This window comes from Pelagovum pacificum (assembly GCF_016134045.1).
Classification (GTDB): domain Bacteria; phylum Pseudomonadota; class Alphaproteobacteria; order Rhodobacterales; family Rhodobacteraceae; genus Oceanicola; species Oceanicola pacificus_A.
Map to the genome: position 1 here is coordinate 2151347 of NZ_CP065915.1, position 22702 is coordinate 2174048.

General features: G+C 66.7%; 21 protein-coding genes. 6 read left to right on the forward strand and 15 right to left on the reverse strand.

Translation table 11 applies throughout. The features are described 5' to 3' along the window. Nucleotides 1–51: 51 nt before the first annotated feature. Both I8N54_RS10610 and I8N54_RS10615 read right to left on the reverse strand, forming a co-directional pair. Nucleotides 52–261 carry a tautomerase family protein gene (locus I8N54_RS10610; protein ID WP_140192592.1) on the reverse strand — a complete coding sequence of 70 codons (210 nt, stop codon included), beginning with the start codon at nucleotides 259–261 and terminating at the stop codon, nucleotides 52–54. A 57-nt stretch (nucleotides 262–318) separates the two neighbouring features. Then, nucleotides 319–1056 carry an SDR family oxidoreductase gene (locus I8N54_RS10615; RefSeq protein WP_140192591.1) on the reverse strand — a complete coding sequence of 246 codons (738 nt, stop codon included), beginning with the start codon at nucleotides 1054–1056 and terminating at the stop codon, nucleotides 319–321. Between the two features lie 101 nt (nucleotides 1057–1157). Here I8N54_RS10615 and I8N54_RS10620 point away from each other — a divergent pair, with 101 nt between their 5' ends. Then, entirely contained in the window at nucleotides 1158–2060 is a 903-nt protein-coding gene (locus I8N54_RS10620) for a LysR family transcriptional regulator (RefSeq protein WP_140192590.1), read from the forward strand. Between the two features lie 106 nt (nucleotides 2061–2166). Continuing rightward, on the forward strand, nucleotides 2167–3351 hold the full coding sequence (locus tag I8N54_RS10625; RefSeq protein ID WP_140192589.1) for an MFS transporter: 1185 nt from the start codon (nucleotides 2167–2169) through the stop codon (nucleotides 3349–3351). Nucleotides 3352–3422: 71 nt separating this feature from the next. Here I8N54_RS10625 and I8N54_RS10630 read toward each other — a convergent pair whose 3' ends face one another. From I8N54_RS10630 to I8N54_RS10655, 6 genes are all read right to left on the reverse strand, one after another. Next, a complete protein-coding gene (locus tag I8N54_RS10630; RefSeq protein ID WP_140192588.1) occupies nucleotides 3423–4226 on the reverse strand; it encodes a CPBP family intramembrane glutamic endopeptidase in 804 nt (267 codons plus the stop codon). A 29-nt stretch (nucleotides 4227–4255) separates the two neighbouring features. After that, nucleotides 4256–6232: an alpha/beta fold hydrolase gene (locus I8N54_RS10635; RefSeq protein ID WP_140192587.1), complete on the reverse strand. Its 1977-nt coding sequence runs from the start codon at nucleotides 6230–6232 to the stop codon at nucleotides 4256–4258. Nucleotides 6233–6295: 63 nt separating this feature from the next. Next, complete coding sequence (locus I8N54_RS10640) at nucleotides 6296–8281, reverse strand: alpha/beta fold hydrolase (protein ID WP_140192586.1); 1986 nt, start codon at nucleotides 8279–8281, stop codon at nucleotides 6296–6298. A 64-nt stretch (nucleotides 8282–8345) separates the two neighbouring features. After that, a complete protein-coding gene (locus tag I8N54_RS10645; protein WP_140192585.1) occupies nucleotides 8346–8687 on the reverse strand; it encodes a hypothetical protein in 342 nt (113 codons plus the stop codon). 50 nt (nucleotides 8688–8737) lie between these two features. Next, nucleotides 8738–10684, reverse strand: coding sequence for an alpha/beta hydrolase (locus I8N54_RS10650; RefSeq protein ID WP_140192584.1), 1947 nt, complete (start codon nucleotides 10682–10684; stop codon nucleotides 8738–8740). A 355-nt stretch (nucleotides 10685–11039) separates the two neighbouring features. After that, the gene (locus tag I8N54_RS10655) at nucleotides 11040–11630 is read right to left on the reverse strand and encodes a lysozyme inhibitor LprI family protein (protein WP_140192583.1); all 591 of its coding nucleotides are present in this window, start codon (nucleotides 11628–11630) and stop codon (nucleotides 11040–11042) included. 313 nt (nucleotides 11631–11943) lie between these two features. Here I8N54_RS10655 and I8N54_RS10660 point away from each other — a divergent pair, with 313 nt between their 5' ends. After that, entirely contained in the window at nucleotides 11944–12888 is a 945-nt protein-coding gene (locus I8N54_RS10660; RefSeq protein WP_197097422.1) for a helix-turn-helix domain-containing protein, read from the forward strand. 289 nt (nucleotides 12889–13177) lie between these two features. Here I8N54_RS10660 and iolB read toward each other — a convergent pair whose 3' ends face one another. The 6 genes from iolB to I8N54_RS10690 all read right to left on the reverse strand — a co-directional run bounded on the left by iolB (nucleotide 13178) and on the right by I8N54_RS10690 (nucleotide 20034). Continuing rightward, a complete protein-coding gene (iolB, locus tag I8N54_RS10665; protein ID WP_140192581.1) occupies nucleotides 13178–13972 on the reverse strand; it encodes a 5-deoxy-glucuronate isomerase in 795 nt (264 codons plus the stop codon). A 1-nt stretch (nucleotide 13973) separates the two neighbouring features. Next, entirely contained in the window at nucleotides 13974–14189 is a 216-nt protein-coding gene (locus I8N54_RS10670) for a DUF3329 domain-containing protein (protein ID WP_140192580.1), read from the reverse strand. Continuing rightward, a complete protein-coding gene (gene iolE, locus I8N54_RS10675) occupies nucleotides 14189–15085 on the reverse strand; it encodes a myo-inosose-2 dehydratase (protein WP_140192579.1) in 897 nt (298 codons plus the stop codon). The genes I8N54_RS10670 and iolE overlap by 1 nt, the downstream gene beginning before the upstream one ends. A 6-nt stretch (nucleotides 15086–15091) precedes the next feature. Next, nucleotides 15092–16918, reverse strand: coding sequence for a 3D-(3,5/4)-trihydroxycyclohexane-1,2-dione acylhydrolase (decyclizing) (iolD, locus tag I8N54_RS10680; RefSeq protein ID WP_140192578.1), 1827 nt, complete (start codon nucleotides 16916–16918; stop codon nucleotides 15092–15094). Between the two features lie 12 nt (nucleotides 16919–16930). Next, nucleotides 16931–18841, reverse strand: a complete 1911-nt coding sequence (locus tag I8N54_RS10685) for a bifunctional 5-dehydro-2-deoxygluconokinase/5-dehydro-2-deoxyphosphogluconate aldolase (RefSeq protein ID WP_140192577.1) — start codon at nucleotides 18839–18841, stop codon at nucleotides 16931–16933. 134 nt (nucleotides 18842–18975) lie between these two features. Next, entirely contained in the window at nucleotides 18976–20034 is a 1059-nt protein-coding gene (locus I8N54_RS10690; protein ID WP_197097421.1) for a dipeptidase, read from the reverse strand. Nucleotides 20035–20170: 136 nt separating this feature from the next. Here I8N54_RS10690 and I8N54_RS10695 point away from each other — a divergent pair, with 136 nt between their 5' ends. The 3 genes from I8N54_RS10695 (at nucleotide 20171) to I8N54_RS10705 (ending at nucleotide 22278) form a co-directional block, all read left to right on the forward strand. Continuing rightward, nucleotides 20171–20590: a thiol-disulfide oxidoreductase DCC family protein gene (locus I8N54_RS10695; protein WP_140192576.1), complete on the forward strand. Its 420-nt coding sequence runs from the start codon at nucleotides 20171–20173 to the stop codon at nucleotides 20588–20590. An 87-nt stretch (nucleotides 20591–20677) separates the two neighbouring features. After that, on the forward strand, nucleotides 20678–21529 hold the full coding sequence (locus I8N54_RS10700) for a cytochrome b/b6 domain-containing protein (RefSeq protein ID WP_140192575.1): 852 nt from the start codon (nucleotides 20678–20680) through the stop codon (nucleotides 21527–21529). Beyond that, nucleotides 21526–22278, forward strand: a complete 753-nt coding sequence (locus tag I8N54_RS10705; protein WP_140192574.1) for a molybdopterin-binding protein — start codon at nucleotides 21526–21528, stop codon at nucleotides 22276–22278. The genes I8N54_RS10700 and I8N54_RS10705 overlap by 4 nt, the downstream gene beginning before the upstream one ends. Here I8N54_RS10705 and I8N54_RS10710 read toward each other — a convergent pair. Beyond that, nucleotides 22275–22667, reverse strand: coding sequence for a c-type cytochrome (locus I8N54_RS10710; RefSeq protein ID WP_140192573.1), 393 nt, complete (start codon nucleotides 22665–22667; stop codon nucleotides 22275–22277). The two genes, I8N54_RS10705 and I8N54_RS10710, sit on opposite strands and share 4 nt — an antisense overlap. Nucleotides 22668–22702: the final 35 nt, after the last annotated feature.

The window sequence follows — 22702 nt, forward strand, 5'->3', positions numbered from 1 at the left end:
GGCAAGTTAAGGTCCCGCCGGCCACATGTGCAGCCGGCGGGACATGCCGGCTCATCTGGCCCGGTTGTCATCCGGTATGACGAAGGTCTCGTCGGCACGGTAATAGCCGCCGTCCTGGACCTCTTCGATCAGGACCATGGTGTGCGGGCGTGCGGCTTCGGAAAAGTACTCGACCAGCATGTCCGTCACGCGGTGGCCGATCTCGGCCTTCTGGGCCGGCGTGAGTCCGGCTTCGGGTGTCTTGATGTTCACGAATGGCATGGAGTGCGGTCCTTTCAGTGTGCGCGAGTGTTCAGGAAAAAGGTTTGGTATCGGTCGTCAGACGACGCCGCCGTTGGCGCGGATGACCTGTCCGCTGATCCAGGCCGCCTCTTCTCCGGCGAGGAAGCGGACGACGAGGGCGATGTCCGTCGGCGTGCCCAGTCGGCCGAAGGGGTTCATCTTCTCGATCTGCTCGACCAGAGCATCGCTCTTGCCGGCCAGGAAGAAGTCGGTGCCGACCGGGCCGGGTGCGACGGCGTTGACCGTGACCCCCTTCGGTCCGAGCTCCTTGGCGAGCACGTGGGTCAGTGCCTCGATCCCCGCCTTGGTCGCGGCGTAGATGCCGTAGCCCGGCTGGTAGAGACCGACGACAGACGAAGAGAGGCTGACGATCCGCCCGCCCTTCCCGATCCGGTTCGCCGCCTCGCGCATCAGCCGGATCGGGGCGGCAAGGTTCAGGGCGACTTGTGCGTCGATCTGTGCCTCCTCCACCTCGGCGATCGGGGCCAGTTTCATCGTCCCGGCATTGTTGACGAGGATGTCGACATGCCCGAACGCCGTTTCGGCCGCGTCGAAGAGGCGCTTGGCCGCCGTCGGGTCCGCGAGGTCGGCTTGTATCGCCACGGCACGCCCGTCCTGCGCGGTGATGTCAGCGACCACGGCCTCGGCTGCGTCGGGACTGCTGGCGTAATTGACTGCGACGGCGATCCCGTCGGCCGCGAGCTGGCGTGCGATCTCGGCCCCGATGCCGCGCGAGGCGCCCGTGACGATGGCGGTTCTGATCTGCTGGGTCATGGCTGGTTTCCTTCTGTGACCAGCGACAGCTAGGCGGGCGCTTGCAACGGAACAATGCCGCGAGATTTGACATCATAATTCATCTCTGACTAACAAAGTGGATGGACCGGCTGGATCGACTTGAGCTCTTCACCCGTATCGTCGAGGCCGGCAGCTTCGCGCGGGCCGCGCGCGACCTGAACGTCGCGCGTTCCACCGCGACCAACGCCATCAACCTTCTGGAGCGGGAAACCGGGGTGCGCCTGCTCGCCCGCACGACGCGGCACGTGGCCCCCACGCCGGAGGGAGAGGCGTTCTACATCAAGGCCCGCGACATCCTCGCCGAGGTCGAGGAGACGTTCGGTGCCTTCGGCTCGGCCAGCCCCACGGGCCACCTGCGCATCGACGCCTCCGGTTTGCTGACCCGGACCTTCCTGGTCCCGCATTTACCCGCGTTCCTGGAAGAGTATCCCGGGCTCACGATTGCCTTCTCGCAGAGCGACCGTTTCTCCAACATCGTGCAGGATGGGGTGGATTGCGCCCTGCGCGTGGGTGAGCTCGACGACAGCAGCCTCAGGCGCAGACGGCTGGGAGAGTTGCCCGAGATCACCTGCGCCAGCCCCGACTACCTCGCGCGCCACGGCACGCCCCGCGACGTCGATGCCCTGGCGGGACACCGGATGGTGGGCTTCCTGTCGTCACGCACCGGCGACGTGATGCCGCTGGAATTCGTCCACCAGGGAACAGTGCACCGTCGCCACATCGAGTGCGTCGTCTCGACGGACAACTCCGACACGGCGGCGGAACTTGCGCGTCAGGGTCTGGGGCTTATCCAGGCCCCGCAATACCGCTTCGCGGCAGACCTCGCCTCCGGCGCGTTGGTCGAAGTGCTCGGCGATTGCCGCCCTGAACCGATGCCGCTCAACGCGATACATTCCGCCGATAGACGCGTCTCGCTCAGGTTGAAGGTGTTCCTCGACTGGGTCAGCGCGCTGTTCGCCGAAAGCCGGGTGCAGATCGACTGACTGGCAGCGGTCAGGGGGCAGCGTCCGTCGTCGTAGACGGTCAATTGGCAATCCGGGACAGGAGCCGTAGAAGACCCGGACACCCCTCCGGTCAGAGCTTATTCCAATGACAGACGATCTCCGCAAATGGCGGGCCGCACTCTTCGTGTTCTTCTTCATCCCGGGGATCACGATTTCCAGCTGGGTCACCCGGACACCGGCCATCCGGGACGGGATCGAGGCTTCGCTGGCCCAGATGGGGCTCGTACTTCTGGGGCTGTCGGCGGGGTCGATGTCGGGGCTGTTGATGGCAGGGGCGGCCGTCGGACGGTTCGGCACGCGCAGGATCACCTTCATCGGGATGTGGCTGATCATCGTCGGCATGTTCGTCCTCGCTTCGGGGGTCGCGATCGGACTGGCCCCGCTCGTCGCGCTCGGCCTGGCGTTGTTCGGGTTCGGCATGGGCGGCTGCGAGATCGCGATCAACGTGGACGGGGCGAAGGTCGAGCAGGCCTCGGGCCGCACCCTGATGCATGCGCTGCACGGCTGCTTCAGCCTCGGCACGGTAGTCGGGGCGCTGTTCGGCTTCGGGATGGCAGCCCTCCAGGTGCCGGTCGTCTGGCATCTTTGCCTGGTCACCGCTCTCTCCATCGCGCCGATCGTCGTTTGCATGCGCTGGATCCCGGAGGGCACGGGGCTGACGCGCACGACCGGGACCGACGAGGACCGTTCCGTTGCCGACGACACCTACTGGAAGGACCTCCAGGTCTATCTGATCGGGATCGTCGTCCTCGCCGTGGCCCTTGCCGAAGGCGCCGCGAACGACTGGCTTCCCATCCTCATGGTCGACGAGCACGGCTTCTCGCCCGCCATCGGTGGGCTGGTGTTCGTCGGCTTCGCGTCGGCGATGACCGTCGGCCGGTTCTCGGGCGGCTATTTCCTGGAGCGGTTCGGACCCGCGGCCGTCATCCGGGGCAGCGCCGTCCTGTGCGGGCTGGGGCTGGCCGCAGTGATCTTTGCACCCGTTCCCGAACTGGCCGCCGTCTCGGTTGTCCTGTGGGGGCTGGGCACCTCTCTTGGCTTCCCCGTGGCCATCTCCGCCGCCGGTGCATCGGGAGGCAACACGACCGGTCGGGTCCGTGTCGTGACCTTCTGCGGCTACATCGCGTTTCTCGTGGGACCACCGTTCCTGGGTCTGCTGGGCGAGCTTTACGGGCTGCGGTCCGCCATGCTGGTCGTCTTCGGGCTCATCGTGATGGCAGGGATCGTCGCCCCTGCCCTGCGCCCTCGTCGCCTGTCGGCCGTCGCCTAGGCTGGCTTGAAGGACCGCGGCCGCCGGAAGTGGCTGTCAAAATCAGACGCATGGTCGGTCCCACGGCGATGCTACAGGGTCTGGGCGCCGGGCGGTGGATCTTTGTGGACCTTGCGAAGCAGCCAGAGCGCGTAGAGCAGGTTCGGCAGGACGAGCAGGAGAGGCATCAAGGTCGCGGCGACGCCTCCGACGGACGCGGTTTCGGAGGCCTGCGTCGCCTCGTCTGAGGTGAGGGCGCCGGCGACGACGAGGAACGTCGCCGTGTCCCAAAGCGCATGGTAGACGATCGCGACCCAGATCGAGCCGGTTCGCAGAAGGATCGCGACGAACAGGATGCCGGAGCATCCGGCCAACACGGCCTGTGCCATGGCATTGCCGAACGACCCGGTGATGAAGCCGTTCAGAACGTGAACCGCACCGAACAGGACGGAGGTCACAAGGATCGCCGGCCAGACCGACATCCGTCCCCAGAGCGTCCGGAAAAGGACACCGCGGAACATCGTCTCTTCGGAGAAACCGACGACCAGCGTGTTCACCAGGATGAAGAGGATCGCGGAGATCGGCGGAAGCCCGGCTGCCGCGGCCAACAGCAACAGCAGACCAACCATCAGGAGCGGCAACCAGAGCAGCCTGAGCGTGCCCGGTGCCGGCGAGCGGAAGCCGAGGTCGTGCCAGCCCTGCCAGCGGATCATCGCGACGAGAAAGATGCAGGCCGCGACGAGCTGCCAGGAGATGCCGCTCGTCACGAGCTCGTCGAGCGACTCCTCGCCGGGGTGAAAGAGCCAGGCGCCTAGGAAGGTGATCGCCATCCAGCCGGCGAGGGTCGCGAGCGTCCAGCCAAGGCGATGGGTCGAAGGCGCGTCGGCGCGGGTCATCTCGGCCTCCTGATGTTCTGTGCGAGCCCTCAATAGGGCAACGCGTGCATCGTGCCGTCGGGCAGCATCACGGGAAGGCGTTCGCCCTCGACGCAGGACGTATCGAGGTCGCCCTCCGGATCCGCGATGAACGCGGCCGAGATGTCGCGGGCGCACTGGCTGAAGAGGATCGTGCCGTGGCCGGATTCGGGAACCATCACGTTGGTGGCGTTCGAGAAGGTCTCGATCGCGCGTTCGCCCCAGACTGGCGCGGTGTTGCTGTCGACCTCGCCGTTCATCGCCAGGACCGGCACGTCGGTCTCAGCCTGAAGGGGCCAGTTGTCCCGCGGCTGAGGCTCGAACGCCGGGCAGGCGTCCCAAAAGAAGCCGTAGCCGCCCAGCAGCTCCTGCTGCATGTTCGGGCCCCAGCGTCCGTCCGCGGCCATCGTCTCGGCGAAGGTCTCGCGGGTGTTGCGCCCGCCGACGAAATCCTCCTGGCAGGCGTAGAGGAAGAGCTGGAAGCTGCCTTCGAGGTTGGCCATCGTGCCGGCATTGTCGACCTCGACAAGCTGGAACACCCGGTCGACGTCGCCGGGCGCCAGTTGACGCGCGAGGCTGGTCAGGTCTTCCGCGACATCGCCGTCGAAGTGTTCCGCTATAAGGGACGTCAACGCCGGTACGGAGGGCTCGACGAACCGCAGGTCCAGGTAGTCGCGCCCCGCCGCGATCCGGTCGGTCGCGTCGGGCATGGCGGTGATGGCCGCCGCCAGCCGGTCGTCGAAGATCTCGGCCAGTCCGGCGTTGATGGCATCGGAGTCCCGCTCCGCCTCGAGCGCCTGCGCGGCGGCGGTGACCGTCTCGCTCGCAAGGCGGACGTGTTCGGCCGCGGAGAGCATCGCCTCGACCTGCGCCATCTCGGCCTGCCCCAGTCCCGCGGCGGCGGCCTGCGCGCGAACCGAGGCAGCGTCGGTCTTCGGGATCAGCGTCCCGGCTCGGGCCTGGTCGAAGAGCGTCGTGTCGCCCTGTTCGAGCTGCGTGACCATGAGCGGAATGTAGGGCGTCAGCCCCCGGAGCGGCCCGTAGGGATCATTGCGTCCCTCGAAGAGATCGAGGATCGCCCCGTAGTCGATGTCGCCGCTCGCCGTCTCGATCGGTGTCTCCGCCAGGGTATCGAGCAGCGCGAAGGTGCGGGCCACGATATCGGGATAGGCCTCGGCACAGACCGGGTCGCGCTCGCAGGGCGACAGGCTCACGCTGATGGGCGAGGCGTGCGATTCCCAGAAACTGGAATAAATCTCCATCCAGGGCGGCGCGTTCCCGTCGATGACGACGGACCGCAACCCCGGCGGATCCTGACGCAGGATCTCCATAGCGAGCTTCGTCCCGTAGGAGCCGCCGTAGAGGTTGTACGTGTCGTAGCCGAGGGCGGCCAACACCGCCGGCACGTCGCGAGCGTTCTGGTAGGTGTTGATCTTGGTGTAGTCGATTCCTCGCGCGTCGAGCTCCTCGAGGCAGGCGGTCAGGAACTCGCCCGGCAGCGGGCCCGTGCCCGTCCCCGACACGAGCGCGACGACGTCCTCGAGGTCAGTGGCGAGCGTGCCGTAGCAGTCCATCTCGGGCGCGCTCGAATCCACGCCGCGTTCGTCGATGGTGACGATGTCGCGACGCTCCCGCAGGAAGTCGAAGATCCGGCCGCCTGCGATGGTCTTGGTCGCAATGCCGTCGCCCGGGCCGCCGTGGAGGTACATGACCGGGTCGGGCTCCGGCGAGAGCGAGCGTGCCTTGTAGAGATCGAACCGGATCGTGAAGGTGTCGTCCCCCGGCGCGTCGTGATCGACGGGCACGTCCACGGTGCCGCAGATGACCGTCTCGCCCTCGATCTCGTTGGGCACGACGGGCCGGTTGCACGGCACGATCTCGACCGGGTAGGCGCTGTCGAAGCCACCGTCGCGCAGACCTGCGAAGGCGGATGGATCGGGCTCGCCGGACAGCGCCGCGATCAGGGCCAGGATTTGTTCAGGGGTCATGTCTGGTGTCTCTTTCGCGTGGGCCGGGGTCGCGGCGCGGGGTCATTCCGCGCCGCCGCAAGGTCATTGGGTCAACTGGTGCATCGTGCCGTCGGGCAGCATTACCGGCGCCCGCTCTCCGGGGATGCAGGCGGTGTCCACCTCCTCCTCCGGGTTGTCGAGGAAGGCGACGGCGATGTCGCGGGCGCACTGGCTGTAGCGCATCGTGCCGTGGGCGGATTCGGGGACGATCACCACCTGCGCGTTGGAGAAGTCCTCGACCGCCATGATCCCCCAGCTGGCTGCCGTGTTGATGTCGAGTTCACCGTTCATGGACAGGACGGGGAGGTCCGTCGACACGGGCACCGTCCAGTTCTCGCGCGGGTGCTTTTCGAACAGGGCGCAGTGGTCGATGAAGGTCTCGCCGTAGTAATCGACGAACACGCTCCGCATGTTCGGCCCCCAGGAGCCGTCCTCTTCCATCAGTTCGGCCATCCGCTCGCGGGAGTTGAACCCGTCCGAGAAATCCTCCTGGCAGGCATAGACGAAGGTCTGGAACTGGTATTCCAGCGTGTCGTAGGCGGCGCGGTTGTCGGCCTCGACCAGCTCGAACACACGATCGACCCCCTCCGGCGACAATTGCCGCGCCATGGCGGCGAGCTCGGTCGCCGCGTCCGTCGGCAGGTGCGTTTCGACGAGGGTGACCAGCAGGTCTGTCGAGGGCTCCTCGAACCGCAGGTTCAGGTAGGCCTGGCCCGCCTCGATCCGCGCCTCCTGGGTGTCGAGCGCGGCAACGGCAGCGCCGAGGCGATCGTCGAAGATCTCGGCCAGGTCGGCGCCGCGGCTGTCGCCGTCGCGCGCGCTTTCGAGGGCGCGGGCTGCTGTCTCGACCGTGTCTTCGGCCAGGTTGATATGCTCGGCGGCGGCAAGCATGGCATCGACCTGCGCCATCTCGGCGGCGCTCAGGCCCGCGGCGGCGGCGCTGGAGCGGATCGCCTCGGGCGTGTCGGTCTCAGGCGGAAGCTGCCCGGCAATGATCTGTTCGATGATCTCCGTCTCGCCGTTCTCGAGCTGGCTCACCATCAGCGGCAGCCATGGGGTCAGCCCGTAGAACTCGCCGCCGTACGTGCCGCGCTGGTCGATCACGGCATAGGCGTCGAAGAAGGTGACCTCCTCACCGGTAGAGGTTTGGATTGGCTCATCGTAAAGCGTCTCGAACAGCTGGAAGGTCCGGTCGACGATGTCGGGGTAGGCCTCGGCGCAGACCGGATCGGCCTCGCAAGGCCCGAAGGAATACCTGATCGCATCCGAATGGGCCTGCCAGAACATCGAATAGAGCGGCAGCCAGGGCGGCGCGTTGCCGTCGATGACGGCGGACCGGATGCCGGGCGGGTTCTGGCGCAGCACCTCCTGCGTCAGCTTGGTGCCGTAGGAGGCGCCGTAGATGTTGTAGGTGTCGTAGCCGAGCGCCGACATGACGGCGGGCACGTCCATAGCGTTCTGCTCGGTATTGATGAGCGAGATGTCGATGCCGCGTTCGTCCAGTTCGGCCAGGCAGCCTTCGACGAAGGCGTCTTCCCACTGCGGCGGAGTTGCGCCGGACTGCATGTCGAGCACCGTCTGAAGCTGCGCGCTGAAGGTGTCGTAGCAGTCCATCTCGGGCGCGCTGTTGTCCACGCCGCGCTCGTCGATGGCGATGATGTCCCGGCGCCCGCGCAGGTGCTGGAAGAGCTCGATCGTACGGCCGAGGGACCGGACGGCGCCGTCCCCCGGGCCGCCGTGCAGATAGATCACCGGGTCCGGCGCGGGCGAGAGCGACTCCGCCTTGTATAGGTTGAACGCGATGGTGATCGTCCTGCCCTCGGGGTCACGGTGATCGTAGGGCACGGTGACAGTGCCGCAGATCACGGTCTCGCCCTCGATCTCGTCGGGGACGACCGGGCGGGGGCAGTCGATGATCGCCACCGGGTAGTCCGGATCGGCCCCGCCGTTGCGAAGCTGCTCGAATGCCGCGGGGTCCGGCTCGCCGGAAAGCGAGGCGATGAGGGCCAGGATCTGTTCAGGGGTCATGCCATCTCCAGTGCTTTGTCCGGCGAGTGCCGATGCGGGCGGCCCGACGGCCGCCCTTTCGATCCTAGAATACGAGCGTGCCGCTTCCTATACCGAGACCACCGAAGGTTGCGCGGTCCGGGCTTCCGTCGGCCGCATAGATGAGGGTCGCGTTCCCGCTTCCGTCCCCCGTGCATCTGACCGGCGCCACTTCGGTCCCACCGGGCACCACCCGATTGTAGCTCGCCGTGCAGGTCTGGCCTGCGGTCGTGAAGCTGAGAGCGAAGCCCCCGTCGCCTCGGGGGAGGATCGTCCCGCTGGCCGATCCGCCGGAACTGTTGGTGGTGACGGCGTTCTGCGTCCCCTCCACGCAACCGGCAAGTGCGGCGAGCAACACCATCAAGGCGGCTGATGATCTCAAGGTCATGGGTCTCTCCTGGTTTCGGGGATGAGGGGCACTAAGAGGGATCGTCTGTCTTACTCGCCGTCCGGGTCGTCGCTGGCGGGCGTGGGCGGGATGTAGAATGTCGGCTTGAGCGCCTCGGTGCAGGCGGCGTTCACCGGTGCATCCGGCGCTTCGATGAAGGATTCCGCCACGTCCTTCGCGCATTGCGAGAACTGGATGGTTGCGTGGCCCGCCTCGGGGAACAGCACAGCCTGCCCGTTCGGCAAGGTGGACGTGACCGTTTCGGCGGCCGTCGAGTTGGTCTGTGTGTCCTTCGTTCCGGACATCGCAAGCACCGGAAGTTCCGTTGTGATCGGCTCGTGGAACCCCTCGCGAGGCTGCGGCTCGAAGAGCCCGCAGAACTCGTAGAGCGGAAGGTTCTCCTCGCGCGTCGGCGCGTCGATGACGGGGAAACGGTAGGTTGTTGCGACCTCGTCGTAGCCCTCGACCGAATTGAACGGGAAATCCTCCTGACAGGCGATGATCCCGAGGGTGACCATTATCCGGGCCTGCGAGGTGATCCGCGCCGCGTCGATCTTCGCGCGGTCGTAAAAGGCGATCACGTCTTCTTCGGTCATCGCGGCGACGAGCGCCATCAGCCGGGGAAGTTCGGTTTCCGGAAAGTACTGGCTGACGAGGAGGCTGATCGCGTCCTTGTCGGGCTCCTGCCCGATCAACGCGGCGTAGCCGGAGAGGAGCCTCAGCACCTCGGCCTCTTCCATGCCCTTCACGACCTCGGACAAGGCCTCGTCCAGCAGGATCTCGGTGTCGGCGGCGCCAGAGGGAGAGATGTCGTCTGACAGCGTCGTGAGGAGCTTGCCTGCCGTCGCCACCTGGCTGCGCATCTGTTCGGCCTGCATCAACAGCACCTCGGCGATGACCGCGTCGGTGTCGCTGAGCGCATCGCTGATCTGGGCCATGATGGCAGGGACCGAGTTGTCCGGCGTGAAGCCGCCGGTCAGCAGCATGGTCAACGTGGTCGTCTCGCCTGCAGCCAGTTCATGAAGGATCGCCGGCATGTAGGTCGTGAACGGTCCGGCGGTCTTGTTGCTCATATCGAGCAGGCCGGTAATGATGTCCGGCCCTGCCGGTTCGCCCAGGATCATCAGCTCGCCCGAGGCGAGCACCTCGCCCGCTGTCGCGATGTCGCCCTCGAGGTCGGGGAAGGCCTCGGCGCATGCCGCGTCCTCGGCACAGAAATCCACGATCCAGCCAAGCGCTTCGTCCACGGGGACGGCGTTGGTGTCGTAGGCCGGATTGTCGACCATGCTGATGCTGTCGATGACCACCGCGCGCAGGCCCCGTGGCGCGCTCCGGGCCAGTTCCATCGCCAGCTTGGTGCCGTAGGAAATGCCGAAGGCGTTGTAGGTCGGATAGCCCAGCGTATCCATGATCGCGCGGACGTCCTGGGCGCTCTGCGTCGTGTTGTAGAGCGGCAGGTCGACCCCGCTGTCGTAGATCTCGCCCACGCATTTCGCCATCGGCTGGTCAGCGTCGAACATCGTCTCTTCATCGGGGCGGGCGAAGTCCATGAAGTCCGTCGCCAGCTCGGTATAGCAGGCAATGGTCCGGTCCGAGATACCGGCGCCGCGCTGGTCGAAGATCACGATGTCCCGGCGGTCACGCAGGAAATCGAAGATCGAGGCGTTGAACGGGATCTCCTGCACGGTGAAACCGCCGGGCCCCCCATGCAGGTAGATCACCGGATCCGGCGCAGGGGCCTGCGACCGCGACTTCAACACCGCGAAGGCCAGCGGGATGGTCTCGCCCCCCTCCGCGCCGTGGTCCTCGGGCACCGAGATGCGGCCGCAGATCACGGTCTGCCCCTCCACTTCCAAAGGGCCGAGGGGGCGCGGGCAGGCTTCCACCGTGAGCGGATACCGCTCGTCGAAGCCGCCGTCGCGGAGGGCGTCGAGGTCAGGGTCGGACGCCCCGGTCACCAGGGAGATGAGTACCGCAACGAGCTGGTCGGGGGTCATGTGAGGGGTCCTTGATCGGAGACTTGGAGGATTCAGTCAGTCGGCGGGTTCGAAAAAAGTCTCGGTCGGACTTCGAAAGTGCCCGGGAAATCGGGATCCGTCGAGCATTTCCGCTGGCTCGGAAACCGCCCGTGCTGGTGGCGGGACGCGGCAGTGAGAAAGCGCATCCTCCGTCCCAGCTGGGACCGCGAGGGCCCGTCGAGGCATTTTCGGCGTTGCCGTGGGTCGTTAGCGGTGAGCCCCTGGCGCAGACGCAACGCGACGCGACCAGTGTCATGGCAGCGCGCGAGTCCGTCAGTTCCGTGTCGCAGGTCCTTGCGATCCCGGACCGGATCATGTCGGTCCTCCGCGAGCTTCATCCCGAGACCTCGCAGGCCACCGCATCGCCGTATGGGTCGACCAGCTCCGCACCGTCCGGCCCGACAACGAAGCTGCCCATCGGCTGCAGATAAAAGGTTCCCGGGGCTTCGGGACCCGCTGCTCCTCCGACACCGACCCGATCCCCCTGCTCTACCCGCATCGCGGTTAGCTGAGTTTCGAAGAGTGTGACTGTCAGCGCTGACCCGTCGGCGCAGCTGTACTCCGTGACATTGCTCGCCGGCTCGAGAAGGAACTCGGCCACCAGCTGGGCCTCGCGGAAGAGATATTCGCGGCGCACGCATCCCGCGACGTCGGTTTCCTTCCAGCATTCGTCGCGCCCCGAGATCCAGCCGCGCTGATAGGCGCGCAAGGTGCGCACCGTCTCCTCCGCGTCGGTATCGAGCCCCTCGGCGACCGCGACGGCCGCAGCGAACCGGTCGGCCATCCGCCGGTCGAGCGCCGCGAGATCTGGTTCGGCGCAGATCAGCTGCTCGACGCTGCCCTCCGCTTCGGCACAATCGAAAGCGGGTCCCTCCTCTGCATGGGCCACGAGGGGGGCAAGGCAAACGGCGACAGCGATCGTCATGCGCCGGAGCGTCTTGGCATCGGTAATGTCGCTCTGAAGTCCCGCTGGTGGCGTTCCTCCCATGACCCCGCCAGCCGGCTGGCGTACTGGTCTACCTGGCATTCTGCCTCCCGTTGCGGATGGACCTGGAACCGGCGTGTCGTCGGTTCGCCCCGTACGAGTTTCATTGGAGACCGGCCCATCAGCAATCCGCGGTGCGACGACACATTGTCCGATATGCGACAGACTTTCCCCTTTGCGCTTGAAACGACGTGGGCGTCCGTGTCCACTCAAAGTTGAACTGACAGTCACTTGGTCCCCCGATCCGGATCCCATGCTCGACGACATCCCCCAGACGAGCCGGTCGACGTTCGACACATCTTCCGCCCCACCGGGCCTGTTCGCCCGGACAGAGGATTTCCGCTTCTTCGCGCGGACCGGTCATCTGACCCACCGGACCCTGGATTTCGGCCCGTCTCGTCTGCGCATCGTGGCGGTGAACTCCACGGGCCACGAGGCCCGGTTCTTCGAGGACAGCAGGACGGCCATAACCCTCCCGGTGAGCGGTCATTCGGAGGTCGAGGCTGACGGGCACACCTTCCGGACGATTGCCGGGGACGCCTTCATCATCGGCCCATCCGAGCGCCGCAGCCGCCTCATGCCGGGAAAGCGCTGCCGCACCTACCAGAGCTACACGATCATCGGCCCGTCAAATGCCGCGTATGACTGGCCCAACCGATCGGTCTCCGCCCTGATCCGGGGAAACGGCTGCACGCGACAGATGTCCCATCTTCTCTGCTTCCTGATGGAACTCGTCGACCAACCCGGTCCCCTCCACGGCCGGCAAACCGCGCTGGCCGCGGCCCTGCTGAGCGACCTCTGGGACATGCTCATCACTGCGGCGTTCTCTGAGCCACCGCACGGGTCTTGCGCGAGCGGTCCCGGCCGGATCGTCAGCGAGGCTCACGATATCATGCGTGCCAACCTGTCGGAGCCCATGACGATCCAGTCGATCGCCGACCTGGCGGGGGTCACTCCAAGGACATTGCAACGCGCCTTCCTTCAACGGCTCGGCGAGACACCACGTGCGCATCTGTCGAAACTGCGCCTTGCGACTATGAACGCCACCCTGAAGGCCGGTAACCCCGGCACGACTGTGACGTCGGCAGCACTGGATGCCGGCCTCGTGCATCTGGGACGATGCAGCGCCCTTTACCGGGAACAGTTCGGAGAGCTGCCATCGGAGACGCTCTGCCGTTCGAGGCGTGACCTCGGTTGAGGAACGAATTGCTTCATCGGAAGGTCGTGAAAGATCACGCCAACCGGACGGCGCCCTGACGGTCCGGTTCGAAGCCTCGGGGCATCGGTAAATGGCTTGGCATCTCTTTGTGTGAGACGATCAGATCTAGGTTCTGGAGCCTGCTGCTCTCAGGGACGTGGTCCAGTGCTACCGGCGTTCGGATTTCCATCGCGGACCTGATGGGGCGGCTGCTGACGCGGTTTCGGTTCGCGGATTTGACCTTCCGGGCAATCGGAAATGAGCCGGGTGACCAGCTCTTCACCAGCGCTCACATCAGATGTTCGACCTCCGGCGCGGCTACGAAGCGCCATTTGCGCAAGGGGCCGGCCATCACGTTGAGGTAGTACATCTCGAACCCGTGCGGGGCGCCGCAGGGGTGGTGACCGCGGGGGACGCAGACGACGTCGCCGTCGTGGACGGCCATCGTCTCGTTCAGTTGCAGATCGTCGGTGTAGACGCGCTGGATGCCGAAGCCGGTCGCGGGGTTGAGGCGGTGGTAATAGGTTTCCTCGAGGTAGGTGATCCGGGGGAAATCGTCCTCGTCGTGGCGGTGGCTCGGGTAGGAGGACCAGTGGCCGGCGGGGGTGAAGACCTCCGTCACCAGCAGGCTGTCGCAATAATCCTCGTTCTCCATCGCGATGTTGTTGATGTGGCGCGTGTTGGTGCCTTCCCCGCGCGGGGTAAGCGTGATGCCGTCGGGGCCGATACGCCGCGCCGCATGGCCGCCCTTGCCAGGGGCGGAGCAGACCGCGACGACGCAGTCGGTCGTCGCTTCGAGCGACCAGTCAGTGCCATCCGGCAGGTAGAGGCAATGCGGCGGCGACTTCTCGAACACATTCATCCGGTCGCCGAGTTCGCCCCAGTCCTGTCCGGCGCCCGAGATCGTCGCTTTGCCCTCCACCATCACGAGGATCACTTCCCGGTCGCCCGTCGCCTCGGACGCCGTCTCGCCCGCGCGCAGGCGGTAGAGGGAGAAGCCGACGTAGCGCCAGCCAGCGGACGCGGGCGTGATCTCATGCACCTTGCCGTGGGTGCCGAAAGGGCGGTGAAGAAGGTCGGGCATGTCAGTCCTCGGGCTTGTCGGTGTCGGTGCGCCCCGCCGCGTCCGGGTCGTAGGTGATGAACAAGCGCCAGCCGGCATAGAGGCAAATCGCACCGGAGAGCATGGCGAACAAGACGTTCCCGCCGATCGTCTCGATCACGGCCCAGCAGAAGGTGACGGCGACGATCGCGACACGGATCCACAAGGGACGATAGAAGGGATCGTTGGTGTCCAGCATCAGATCAGGCCCACCTTGCCGGCGATCCGACGGAGCGTGTGCAGGCCCAGCGTCTGGTAGAGCAGCGGGTTGCGCATGGCCGGGTCCTGCTCCGCCTCGATCACGATCCAGCCGTCATACCCCGCCCCGGCCAGTATCGCGAGCAGCGGCTCGAAGTTGATCGCGCCGTCCTGGTCGCCGGGCACGGTGAAGGCGCCGGCGAGGACGCCGTCGAGGAACGACAGGCCCTCTGCGCGGACGCGGGCTGTGACGTCAGGGCGGATGTTCTTGGCGTGGACATGTGCGACGCGGCGAACGTGGCGGCGCAGCACCTCCTCCGGGTCGCCGCCGCCGAAGGCGCAGTGGCCGGAATCGAACAGCAGGTGCGTTGCCGGACCTGTCGCGGCCATGAAGGCGTCGATGTCCTCGGGCGATTCAACCACGGTGCCGACGTGGTGGTGGTAGGCGAGCGTGATCCCTTCGTCGGCGAGAAGAGCTGCGAAGGCCTCCATCTTCTCACCGAAGGCCGTCATCTCTTTGTCTGTCAGGCGCGGACGGTCGTTGGCGGCGACATCCGGGCTGCCATGTACCGTGTTGGAGCATTCGCAGACGATGCAGACTCTGCTGTCATTCGCCTTGAGGCGGGCGAGGTGCGGCGCGACGGCCGCGAATTCCTCTTGCACGCTGCGGGTCAGAAGCTCGGTCGAGTACCAGCCGGAGACGAAGACCAGCCCGTGGCCGCCCAGAAGCTCCTTCAGCTCTTCTGGGTCGGCGGGCCAGCGGTGGCCGTTCTCGATCCCGTCGAAACCGATCAGCTCTCCGGCTTCGTGCAGGATGCGCTCGGCCGGGATGTCCGCCCCGATGGACGTGTCGTCGTCGTTTGCCCAGGCGATAGGGTTGGTGCCGAACCGGATCATGTGGCCTCAGTCGAATGTACGTTGCAGGAGCATGTTCTTCTCGTAGTCGGCGCGCGCGGCGTCCAGCCGCTCCGGCCCGCCGACCTCTGGCACGGCGACGTCCCACCAGTGGCCCCCTGCCCCGGTGCCGGAGGTCGCCTCGGTGTCGATGACGATGACCGACGGGATGTCCCGCCCACGGGCCTCTGCGATCCTGGCCTCAAGCTCGGCGATGGTGGCGGCCTTCTCGGCGTGGGCGCCCATGGCGGCGGCGTGGGCGACGAAGTCGATCTCGGGCTGCGCCTCGACGTTGCTGTCGACATACATGTTGTTGAACTCGGCACCGCCGCGTTCCTGCTGGAGCCGGTTGATGCAACCATAGCCCCGATTGTCGGTCAGCACGACGGTGAAGGGCACACGGCGCATCACGGCAGTGGCGAGTTCGGAGTTCGCCATCATGTAGGACCCGTCCCCGACGAAGCAGATCACCTCTTTCTCGGGCGCGGCCAGCTTGATGCCCATCGCGCCGGCGATCTCGTAGCCCATGCAGGAATAGCCGTATTCCATGTGGTAGCCGCCCTTGGCTGCTTGCCAAAGCACCTGCAGCGCGCCAGGCATCGTGCCGGCGGCGCACATCGCGATGCTGTCCCCGGTCGCGACCCGCTGCACGGCGCCGATCACCTGCGCGTCGGTCGGCAGGCCGTCGTGGTTCGGTGCGGCGGTCACCGTCCGCACCGTTTCGTGCCAGTCAGTCCGGGCCTCGGCTTTCTGCCAGCCGAAGGTCAGCTCGCCGAGCTGCGCGCCGATCTTCTCGAGCGTCGTGCGCGCGTCGCCGACGCAGGCGATCGCGCCATGCTTGGTCGCGTCGTAGCCGTGGAGGTTGATCGAAACGAGTTTCCGGTCGCCGCCGAACAGGGTCCACGAGCCGGTAGTGAAATCCTGAAAGCGCGTACCGACGCCGATGATGAGGTCGGCCTCTGCCGCGAGCGCGTTGCCGCAGGCCGATCCCGTCACGCCGGGCGAGCCGAAGTTGCGCGCGTCTTCCCAGCTGAGGCCGCCCTTGCCGGCCTGCGTCTCCACGAAGGGGATGTCGTGCGCCTCTGCGAAGGCGGCGAGCGTGTCCTCCGCGCCGGAATAGAGCACGCCACCGCCCGAGACTATCAATGGACGCTTGGCGGCGCGGAGCGCGGCGACCACGTCCGCGACTTCGCGCGGGTCGGGTTCGGGTCGGCGGATGCGCCAGACCTTCGGCTCGAAGAAGGACTCCGGGTAATCGTAGGCCTCCGCCTGCACGTCTTGGCAGAAGGCAAGGCAGACGGGCCCGCAGTTCGCCGGGTCCGTCATCACCGAAAGCGCGCGCGGCAAGCAGGTCAGCAGATGCTCCGGGCGGGTGATCCGGTCGAAGTAGCGCACCACCGGGCGGAATGCGTCATTCGCGCTGACCGTGCCGTCATCGAAGTCTTCGACCTGCTGGAGCACCGGATCAGGACGGCGATTGGCAAAGACATCGCCACAAACCATGAGTAGCGGCAGGCGGTTCACATGCGCGAGCGCGGCGGCCGTCACCATATTGGTGGAGCCCGGCCCGATGGAGGTCGTCACCGCCTGAGCGCGGCGGCGTTTCTTCGTCTTCGCATAGGCGATCGCGGCGTGGGCCATCGTCTGCTCGTTCTGGCCGCGCCACGTGGGGAGATCGTCACGGTAGCGGTGCAGCGCCTCCCCTACCCCGGCGACGTTGCCGTGTCCGAAGATCGCCCACATCCCCTCGATGAAGCGCTCGCCCTCCTCGGTCATCTGGACCGAGAGCCATTTCACCATCGCCTGTGCGGCAGTCAGCCGGATCGTCTGCGTCATGTTCCCTCTCCCTCAGTCGGCGCGGCGGCGCGCGGCATCGCGTGCCTCGTCCCAGATGTCGCAGAGCCGCGCGAAACGCGCCGACATCTGCGCGACGGCCTCCTCATCCGTCATTTCATCAGCCATCCAGGCGCGCGCGGCGTCGCCGAAAATCGTGCGCCCCACGGCAAAGCCCTTCACGAGAGGCTGCCGCGCCGCAAGGGCAAAACTCTCCGCCAGCTCCGCTTCCGGCGCGTCGAGGCCGAGAACGACGATACCACGGGTACGGGGATCGTTCCGCTCGATCGCTTCGACAGCCTTGTGCCACGCATCTTCGGTGCGGAACGGCTCCAGCTTCCACCAGTCGGGATAGATGCCGGCGTCGTAGAATTGCTGGATCAGCGTCGCGGTCGTGGCTTCGTCGACCGGTCCGACCTTGGACGGAATGACTTCCAGCAGGAATTCCAGCGCGTTGCGCCGCGCCGCGGTGAAGAGGCGCCGCGCCGTCGCCTCCTGCGCGGCACGGGTCTCGGCGTCGTCGTCGGGATGGCAGAAGACCAGCAGCTTCACCACGTTCTCACGCGGCCATTCATAGAGGCCACCGCAATCGGGGCCGAGCTCCGGCTCCAGCTCGAGCGGCCGGGATCCGGGCCATTCGGTCGGCCGGCCGACCCACAGACCGCTGCCGGAGGCGCGGTGAAGCGCCGCCTTGCCGATCCGGTTGTCGCAGAGGATGCCATAGCCCGCCCGACCATCCTGCACCCGCAGCGCGGCGTCGAGGCAGAGCTGCTTGAACGCGCCGCCCTTTTCCGGGCTGTAACCGGTCATCTCTTCCAGTTGCAGGCGGTGGTCGAATGCAAAGGTCCGCAGCGTCGACCAGTCGCCGCGCCGGTTGGTGGCCCAGTGGACCTGTTCGAGCTCGGTGTCGTTGCGCAGGTCGGGGCGGACGATCCCGCGCTCGAGGAAGAACTGCAGCTCCTCCCAACTCGGGTAGGCGGGCGTGCAGCCGTGCCGCGAGACGGCGAAGGCGCCGCAGGCGTTGGCGTATTTCAGAGTGGTCGGCCAGTCCTCTCCGTCGAGCCAGCCTTTCAGCAGCCCCGACATGAAGCCGTCACCGGCGCCGAGGACGTTGAAAACTTCGATCGGGAAACCCGGCCCGGTCTGGCCCGCATCGAGGTCGCCGGGGATCTCGCCCTCGAACGCCGATGCGCCCATCGGTCCGCGCTTGCAGACCAGCGTCGCGTCGGAGACCGCCCTCACGGCGCGCAACGCCTCGAGCGTGTCGGTGGAGCCGCCGGCGATGTGGAACTCCTCCTCCGTGCCAACGATCAGGTCGAAGTAATGCAGCGATTCCTGCAACTTCGCCGTGACCTTGGCACTCTCGACAAAACGGCTTTCACCGTCGCCATGTCCCGCCACGCCCCAGAGGTTCGGACGATAGTCGATGTCGAGCGCAGTCCTCAGTCCCGCCGCGCGCGCGATCTTCAGCGCCTTCAGCACCGCCGCCTCGGTTCTTGGATTGCTGAGGTGAGTGCCCGTGGCGACGACCGAGCGGGCGGAGGTCAGGAAGCTCTCGTCCACGTCGTCTTCGCAGAGCGCCATGTCGGCGCAGTTCTCGCGGTAGAAGATCAGCGGGAACTGGTCCTCGTCTCGGATGCCGAGCAGAACCAGCGCGGTCAGCCGCTCCGGGTCGGTGACGACGCCCGAGACGTCGACGCCGTGGCGCTCCAGCTCCTCGCGGATGAAACGACCCATGTGCTCGTCCCCGACGCGGGTCAGGACGGCGGACTTCAGGCCAAGACGGGCGGTGCCGCAGGCCATGTTGGTCGGGCTGCCGCCGATATACTTCTGGAAAGAGCCCATGTCCTCGAGCCGGCCACCGACCTGCGCCCCGTAGAGATCGACGCTTGACCGTCCGATCGTGATGACATCCAGCCTCGTCATCTAGCCACCTCCTCCGCGACCTCCGACAGCGCAGCGCCGCCCTGCCCCGTGCACAGCGTCGGTGTTTCGCGGATCGCGGCCGGGTTCAATGGGATTTCGCCCCGACGCCCGCCCGGGCCGGGTGGCCGGCGCTGTCAGTTGCCCCAGACGCGCGCCAGCATGGACCGCCAGTTGCGCCAGCAGATACGCTCGATCAGGTCCTCCGAATAGCCCGCCTCCCGCAGCGCAGCGGGCAGCGCCTGCAACCGCGCGGCGGAGGCGATGTCGCCCGGCGGCACGCCGCCGTCATAGTCCGAGCCCAGCGCGACACCCTCTTCGCCGAGAAACGCGAGAAGATGGTCGAGGTGGCGCACCAGTTCCGCCAGGTCCAGCTGTAAGCCCCCGACCGCGCCGTCGGTACGAAGGAAGCCGACGTGGAAGTTGAGCCCGACCAAGCCACCGCTGTCGGCGATCATGCGCAGTTGCTCGTCCGTCAGGTTGCGCGGCGAGGGGCAGATCTCGTGAACCGCGCTGTGCGTCGCGACCAGAGGCAGACGGGAAAGCTTCGCCACGTCGCGCACCCCGGCCGCGTTGAGGTGGGAGAGATCGAAGATCATGCCGCGTTCGTCCATGGCGGCGAGCAGTTGCTTACCCGCATCCGACAGGCCACCACCGACATCCGGGTCACCGGGGAACGCGAAGGGCACACCCTCGGCGAAGGCGTTCGGACGGCTCCAGACCGGTCCGATGGAGCGCACGCCGAGGTCGCACCAGCGGTCGAAGTCCGACAGGTCCGGCGACAGCGCCTCCGCCCCTTCGATATGAAGCACCATGGCGAGCTGATCCTGTGACTCGGCCGCCGCAAGATCCGCGGCGGTCGTGCATTTGCGGACCCGCCCCGATGATCGCGCGACGAGGTCGTCGGCAAGAGCGATCATCTCTTCCATCCACGGCGTCGCCTCGTCCCGCGTGATCGGCGGGAAGGCCGGCATGGAGCTGAGGCCGCCGGAGACGTCGAACTTGCCCGAGTTCGGCGCGAAGAGCGCGAACATGCCTCCGCGCAGGCCGCCCTCCTCCGCTTTCGGGAGGTCGACTTGCAGGCTGGCGTCGCCGGTCACGAAGTCGATCGGCTCTCCGGCCCGCGCGGCGGAGGCCAGTCGGAGAAGCGCATCGTTGTGGCCGTCGAACACGGGGGTCAGATCTGTGGTCGTCATCAGGGGTACGTCCGTAAGGAAGTCCCCCGATCGTTGGTACGCCACCACGACGGGGTCCATGCCTGCCGCGCCTTGCGCGCTTGTCGGCGTGGCCTGCGCCCATATGTTCAGCAGGACGGACCCGAGGCCAATGCCCATGCGCGACGACACCATCGTGATCTTCGACACGGACTGCGTGCTCTGCTCCGGCGCGGTCGGCTTCCTGCTTCGGCACGAGGCCGATACGACCATCCGCTTCGCCTCCAGCCGGACGGAGACCGGCGCGCGACTGGCCGAGGCGCACGGGTTGAGCGCGGCGGACCTCGACCTCACCTTCCTCATGATCCGGGACGACAACGCTCTGACCCGGTCGGACGCGGCGCTGTGCCTTGCTGGCCACCTACGGCGCCCGTGGCGCTGGCTGCGAGTTTTGCGCGTCGTGCCGCGCCCGCTGCGGGACGCGATCTATGGGGTGATCGCGCGCAACAGGCTTCGGTGGTTCGGTCAGCGGGACAGCTGTTTCCTGCCGCCTCCGGCGCAGGCGCACCGCTTCCTCGACCGGCCGGGGCGGCTGTAACATCCGTCACAAGCGGTTGGGTGCATGGAAATGTCCGCACAAAGCCGCGTCTGGCTCGTTAGTGACTGCATAACCCGGGAGGACGTTATGAGTCGGACTGTTACCGAAACCCCCACAACTGCGCAGGCCAAGACCCCTCGAGACGTGATCTACCGACACCGCCTGTCGACGCGACTGTGGCACTGGACCAATGTCGTGACGCTGGTCATCATGCTGATGAGCGGGCTGATGATCTTCAACGCCCACCCCAGGCTTTACTGGGGACAATACGGCGCGAACCCGGATTACGCGTGGCTCCAGATCGGGTCGGACGAGGGCGAAGGATACCTGCGCATCGGCAGCGCCACCGTCGAGACGACCGGCGTGCTCGGCGTCTGGCGTGATGGCGAGGGCGAACTGCGCAGCCGGGCCTTCCCCTCCTGGGCCACCCTGCCCTCGGGGTACAACCTCGCGCTGGCCCGGCAATGGCACCTGACCTTCGCATGGGTCTTCGCGGTCGGCATCTTCCTCTACCTGCTGCGCTCGATCTGGAACCGCCACCTGAGCCGGGACCTGCTGCCGACGCGGGCCGAGGCCACGCCCCGCCACGTCTGGAAGGATGTGCTCGACCATCTGCGGCTGCGCTTTCCAAAAGGTGAGGCGGCAACGCGCTACAACGTCCTTCAGAAGTTCACCTACCTCGCCGTTCTGCTGGTGCTGATCCCCGGTATGGTGCTGACGGGCCTCACCATGTCGCCGAACTTGAATGCGTCTGCGACGATCCTGCTGGACCTGTTCGGCGGACGGCAGTCCGCGCGTTCGCTGCACTTCATCTTCGCGTTCGGGCTGGTGCTGTTCATCGTGATCCACCTCGTGATGGTGATCCTCGCCGGGCCGCTGAACGAGGTCCGCTCGATGATCACCGGCCATTTCCGCCTGCCCCGGGAGAAAGACCAATGACCCGCATCACCCGTCGCGGCCTCGTCGCCGGACTCGGCTACACCGCCATCGCCGGGACGACCGGCCTGCTCGCCGCCAGCCCCGAGGCGCGCGCCACGATCCTGCAGGGCGGAGAGGCGCTGTCCTACCGCACTCATCGTCTGATCGGCCGCGATGCTCTGGTGCGCGAATACAGTGAGGCCGACATGAGCCCCGACTTCCGCACCAACGGCAACACGATGCCGCAGGATGACGCCTACCAGCGCCACCTCGACAACGGCTTCGCCGACTGGGCCCTGCAGGTGGACGGTCTGGTGGCCAATCCACAGGCCTTTCCCCTCGACCGGCTGCGGTCCATGCCGTCGCGCACCCAGATCACCCGGCACGACTGCGTGGAAGGCTGGAGCGCGATCGGCAAATGGACCGGCGTGCCGCTCTCGGCGGTGCTGGAGGCGGTGACGCCGATGCCGGCCGCCCGTTACGTCGTACTCCATTGCGCCGACAGCTTCGGATTGGCGCCCTATTACGAGAGCATCGACTTCGTGGACGCCTATCACCCCCAGACCATGCTCGCCTACGGGATGAACGACGGGCCACTGCCGGTCGGCCACGGCGCCCCGATCCGCCTGAGGGTCGAACGGCAGCTCGGATACAAGCACGCCAAGTTCGTGATGCGGCTGGAGCTGGTCGAGAGCCTCTCCGCCATCGGTCGCGGCAAGGGCGGCTTCTGGGAGGATAACAGCGGCTACGAGTGGTACGCCGGTATCTAGCGCTGAACGGACTCGAGATAGTCGGCCAGCGCCCAGAGCCGGGCCGGCACAGGGGTCCCGATCCCGGGTTCCTCCTCGACCACGATCATCGGGCCGAGGTCGGAGGCACCGAACTCCGGCATCGCGGCGCTGAAGCTGGCATCCCGGTGGTAGCCGTCGATGACGCTCATCACGTAATTGCGCGGGAAGGTGCCGCCCGCCCGTTCCGTCAGGCGCGTCAGGTCCGGCGGCTGCCGGATCAGCTGGTGGCCGAACGGCCCGTCGCCCATGGCGTCCGCACCGTGACAGGCAGCGCAGTCCTGCTGGAACAGCATGGCACCGTCGACCTGCGGCTCTGGCGCGCAGGCGGCAAGCGGGATGAGAAGAAGGAGGGGGATGGTGCGCTGCATGATGGCCTCTTTGGGGTTTTCCCGAACGTAGCTGT

Excerpts from the sequence above, each read along its gene's own strand:
- I8N54_RS10610 (WP_140192592.1), bottom strand. The coding sequence starts at position 261 with ATGCCATTCGTGAACATCAAGACACCCGAAGCCGGACTCACGCCGGCC.
- I8N54_RS10615 (WP_140192591.1), bottom strand. The coding sequence starts at position 1,056 with ATGACCCAGCAGATCAGAACCGCCATCGTCACGGGCGCCTCGCGCGGC.
- I8N54_RS10620 (WP_140192590.1), top strand. The coding sequence starts at position 1,158 with ATGGACCGGCTGGATCGACTTGAGCTCTTCACCCGTATCGTCGAGGCC.
- I8N54_RS10625 (WP_140192589.1), top strand. The coding sequence starts at position 2,167 with ATGACAGACGATCTCCGCAAATGGCGGGCCGCACTCTTCGTGTTCTTC.
- I8N54_RS10630 (WP_140192588.1), bottom strand. The coding sequence starts at position 4,226 with ATGACCCGCGCCGACGCGCCTTCGACCCATCGCCTTGGCTGGACGCTC.
- I8N54_RS10635 (WP_140192587.1), bottom strand. The coding sequence starts at position 6,232 with ATGACCCCTGAACAAATCCTGGCCCTGATCGCGGCGCTGTCCGGCGAG.
- I8N54_RS10640 (WP_140192586.1), bottom strand. The coding sequence starts at position 8,281 with ATGACCCCTGAACAGATCCTGGCCCTCATCGCCTCGCTTTCCGGCGAG.
- I8N54_RS10645 (WP_140192585.1), bottom strand. The coding sequence starts at position 8,687 with ATGACCTTGAGATCATCAGCCGCCTTGATGGTGTTGCTCGCCGCACTT.
- I8N54_RS10650 (WP_140192584.1), bottom strand. The coding sequence starts at position 10,684 with ATGACCCCCGACCAGCTCGTTGCGGTACTCATCTCCCTGGTGACCGGG.
- I8N54_RS10655 (WP_140192583.1), bottom strand. The coding sequence starts at position 11,630 with ATGACGATCGCTGTCGCCGTTTGCCTTGCCCCCCTCGTGGCCCATGCA.
- I8N54_RS10660 (WP_197097422.1), top strand. The coding sequence starts at position 11,944 with ATGCTCGACGACATCCCCCAGACGAGCCGGTCGACGTTCGACACATCT.
- iolB (WP_140192581.1), bottom strand. The coding sequence starts at position 13,972 with ATGCCCGACCTTCTTCACCGCCCTTTCGGCACCCACGGCAAGGTGCAT.
- I8N54_RS10670 (WP_140192580.1), bottom strand. The coding sequence starts at position 14,189 with ATGCTGGACACCAACGATCCCTTCTATCGTCCCTTGTGGATCCGTGTC.
- iolE (WP_140192579.1), bottom strand. The coding sequence starts at position 15,085 with ATGATCCGGTTCGGCACCAACCCTATCGCCTGGGCAAACGACGACGAC.
- iolD (WP_140192578.1), bottom strand. The coding sequence starts at position 16,918 with ATGACGCAGACGATCCGGCTGACTGCCGCACAGGCGATGGTGAAATGG.
- I8N54_RS10685 (WP_140192577.1), bottom strand. The coding sequence starts at position 18,841 with ATGACGAGGCTGGATGTCATCACGATCGGACGGTCAAGCGTCGATCTC.
- I8N54_RS10690 (WP_197097421.1), bottom strand. The coding sequence starts at position 20,034 with ATGACGACCACAGATCTGACCCCCGTGTTCGACGGCCACAACGATGCG.
- I8N54_RS10695 (WP_140192576.1), top strand. The coding sequence starts at position 20,171 with ATGCGCGACGACACCATCGTGATCTTCGACACGGACTGCGTGCTCTGC.
- I8N54_RS10700 (WP_140192575.1), top strand. The coding sequence starts at position 20,678 with ATGAGTCGGACTGTTACCGAAACCCCCACAACTGCGCAGGCCAAGACC.
- I8N54_RS10705 (WP_140192574.1), top strand. The coding sequence starts at position 21,526 with ATGACCCGCATCACCCGTCGCGGCCTCGTCGCCGGACTCGGCTACACC.
- I8N54_RS10710 (WP_140192573.1), bottom strand. The coding sequence starts at position 22,667 with ATGCAGCGCACCATCCCCCTCCTTCTTCTCATCCCGCTTGCCGCCTGC.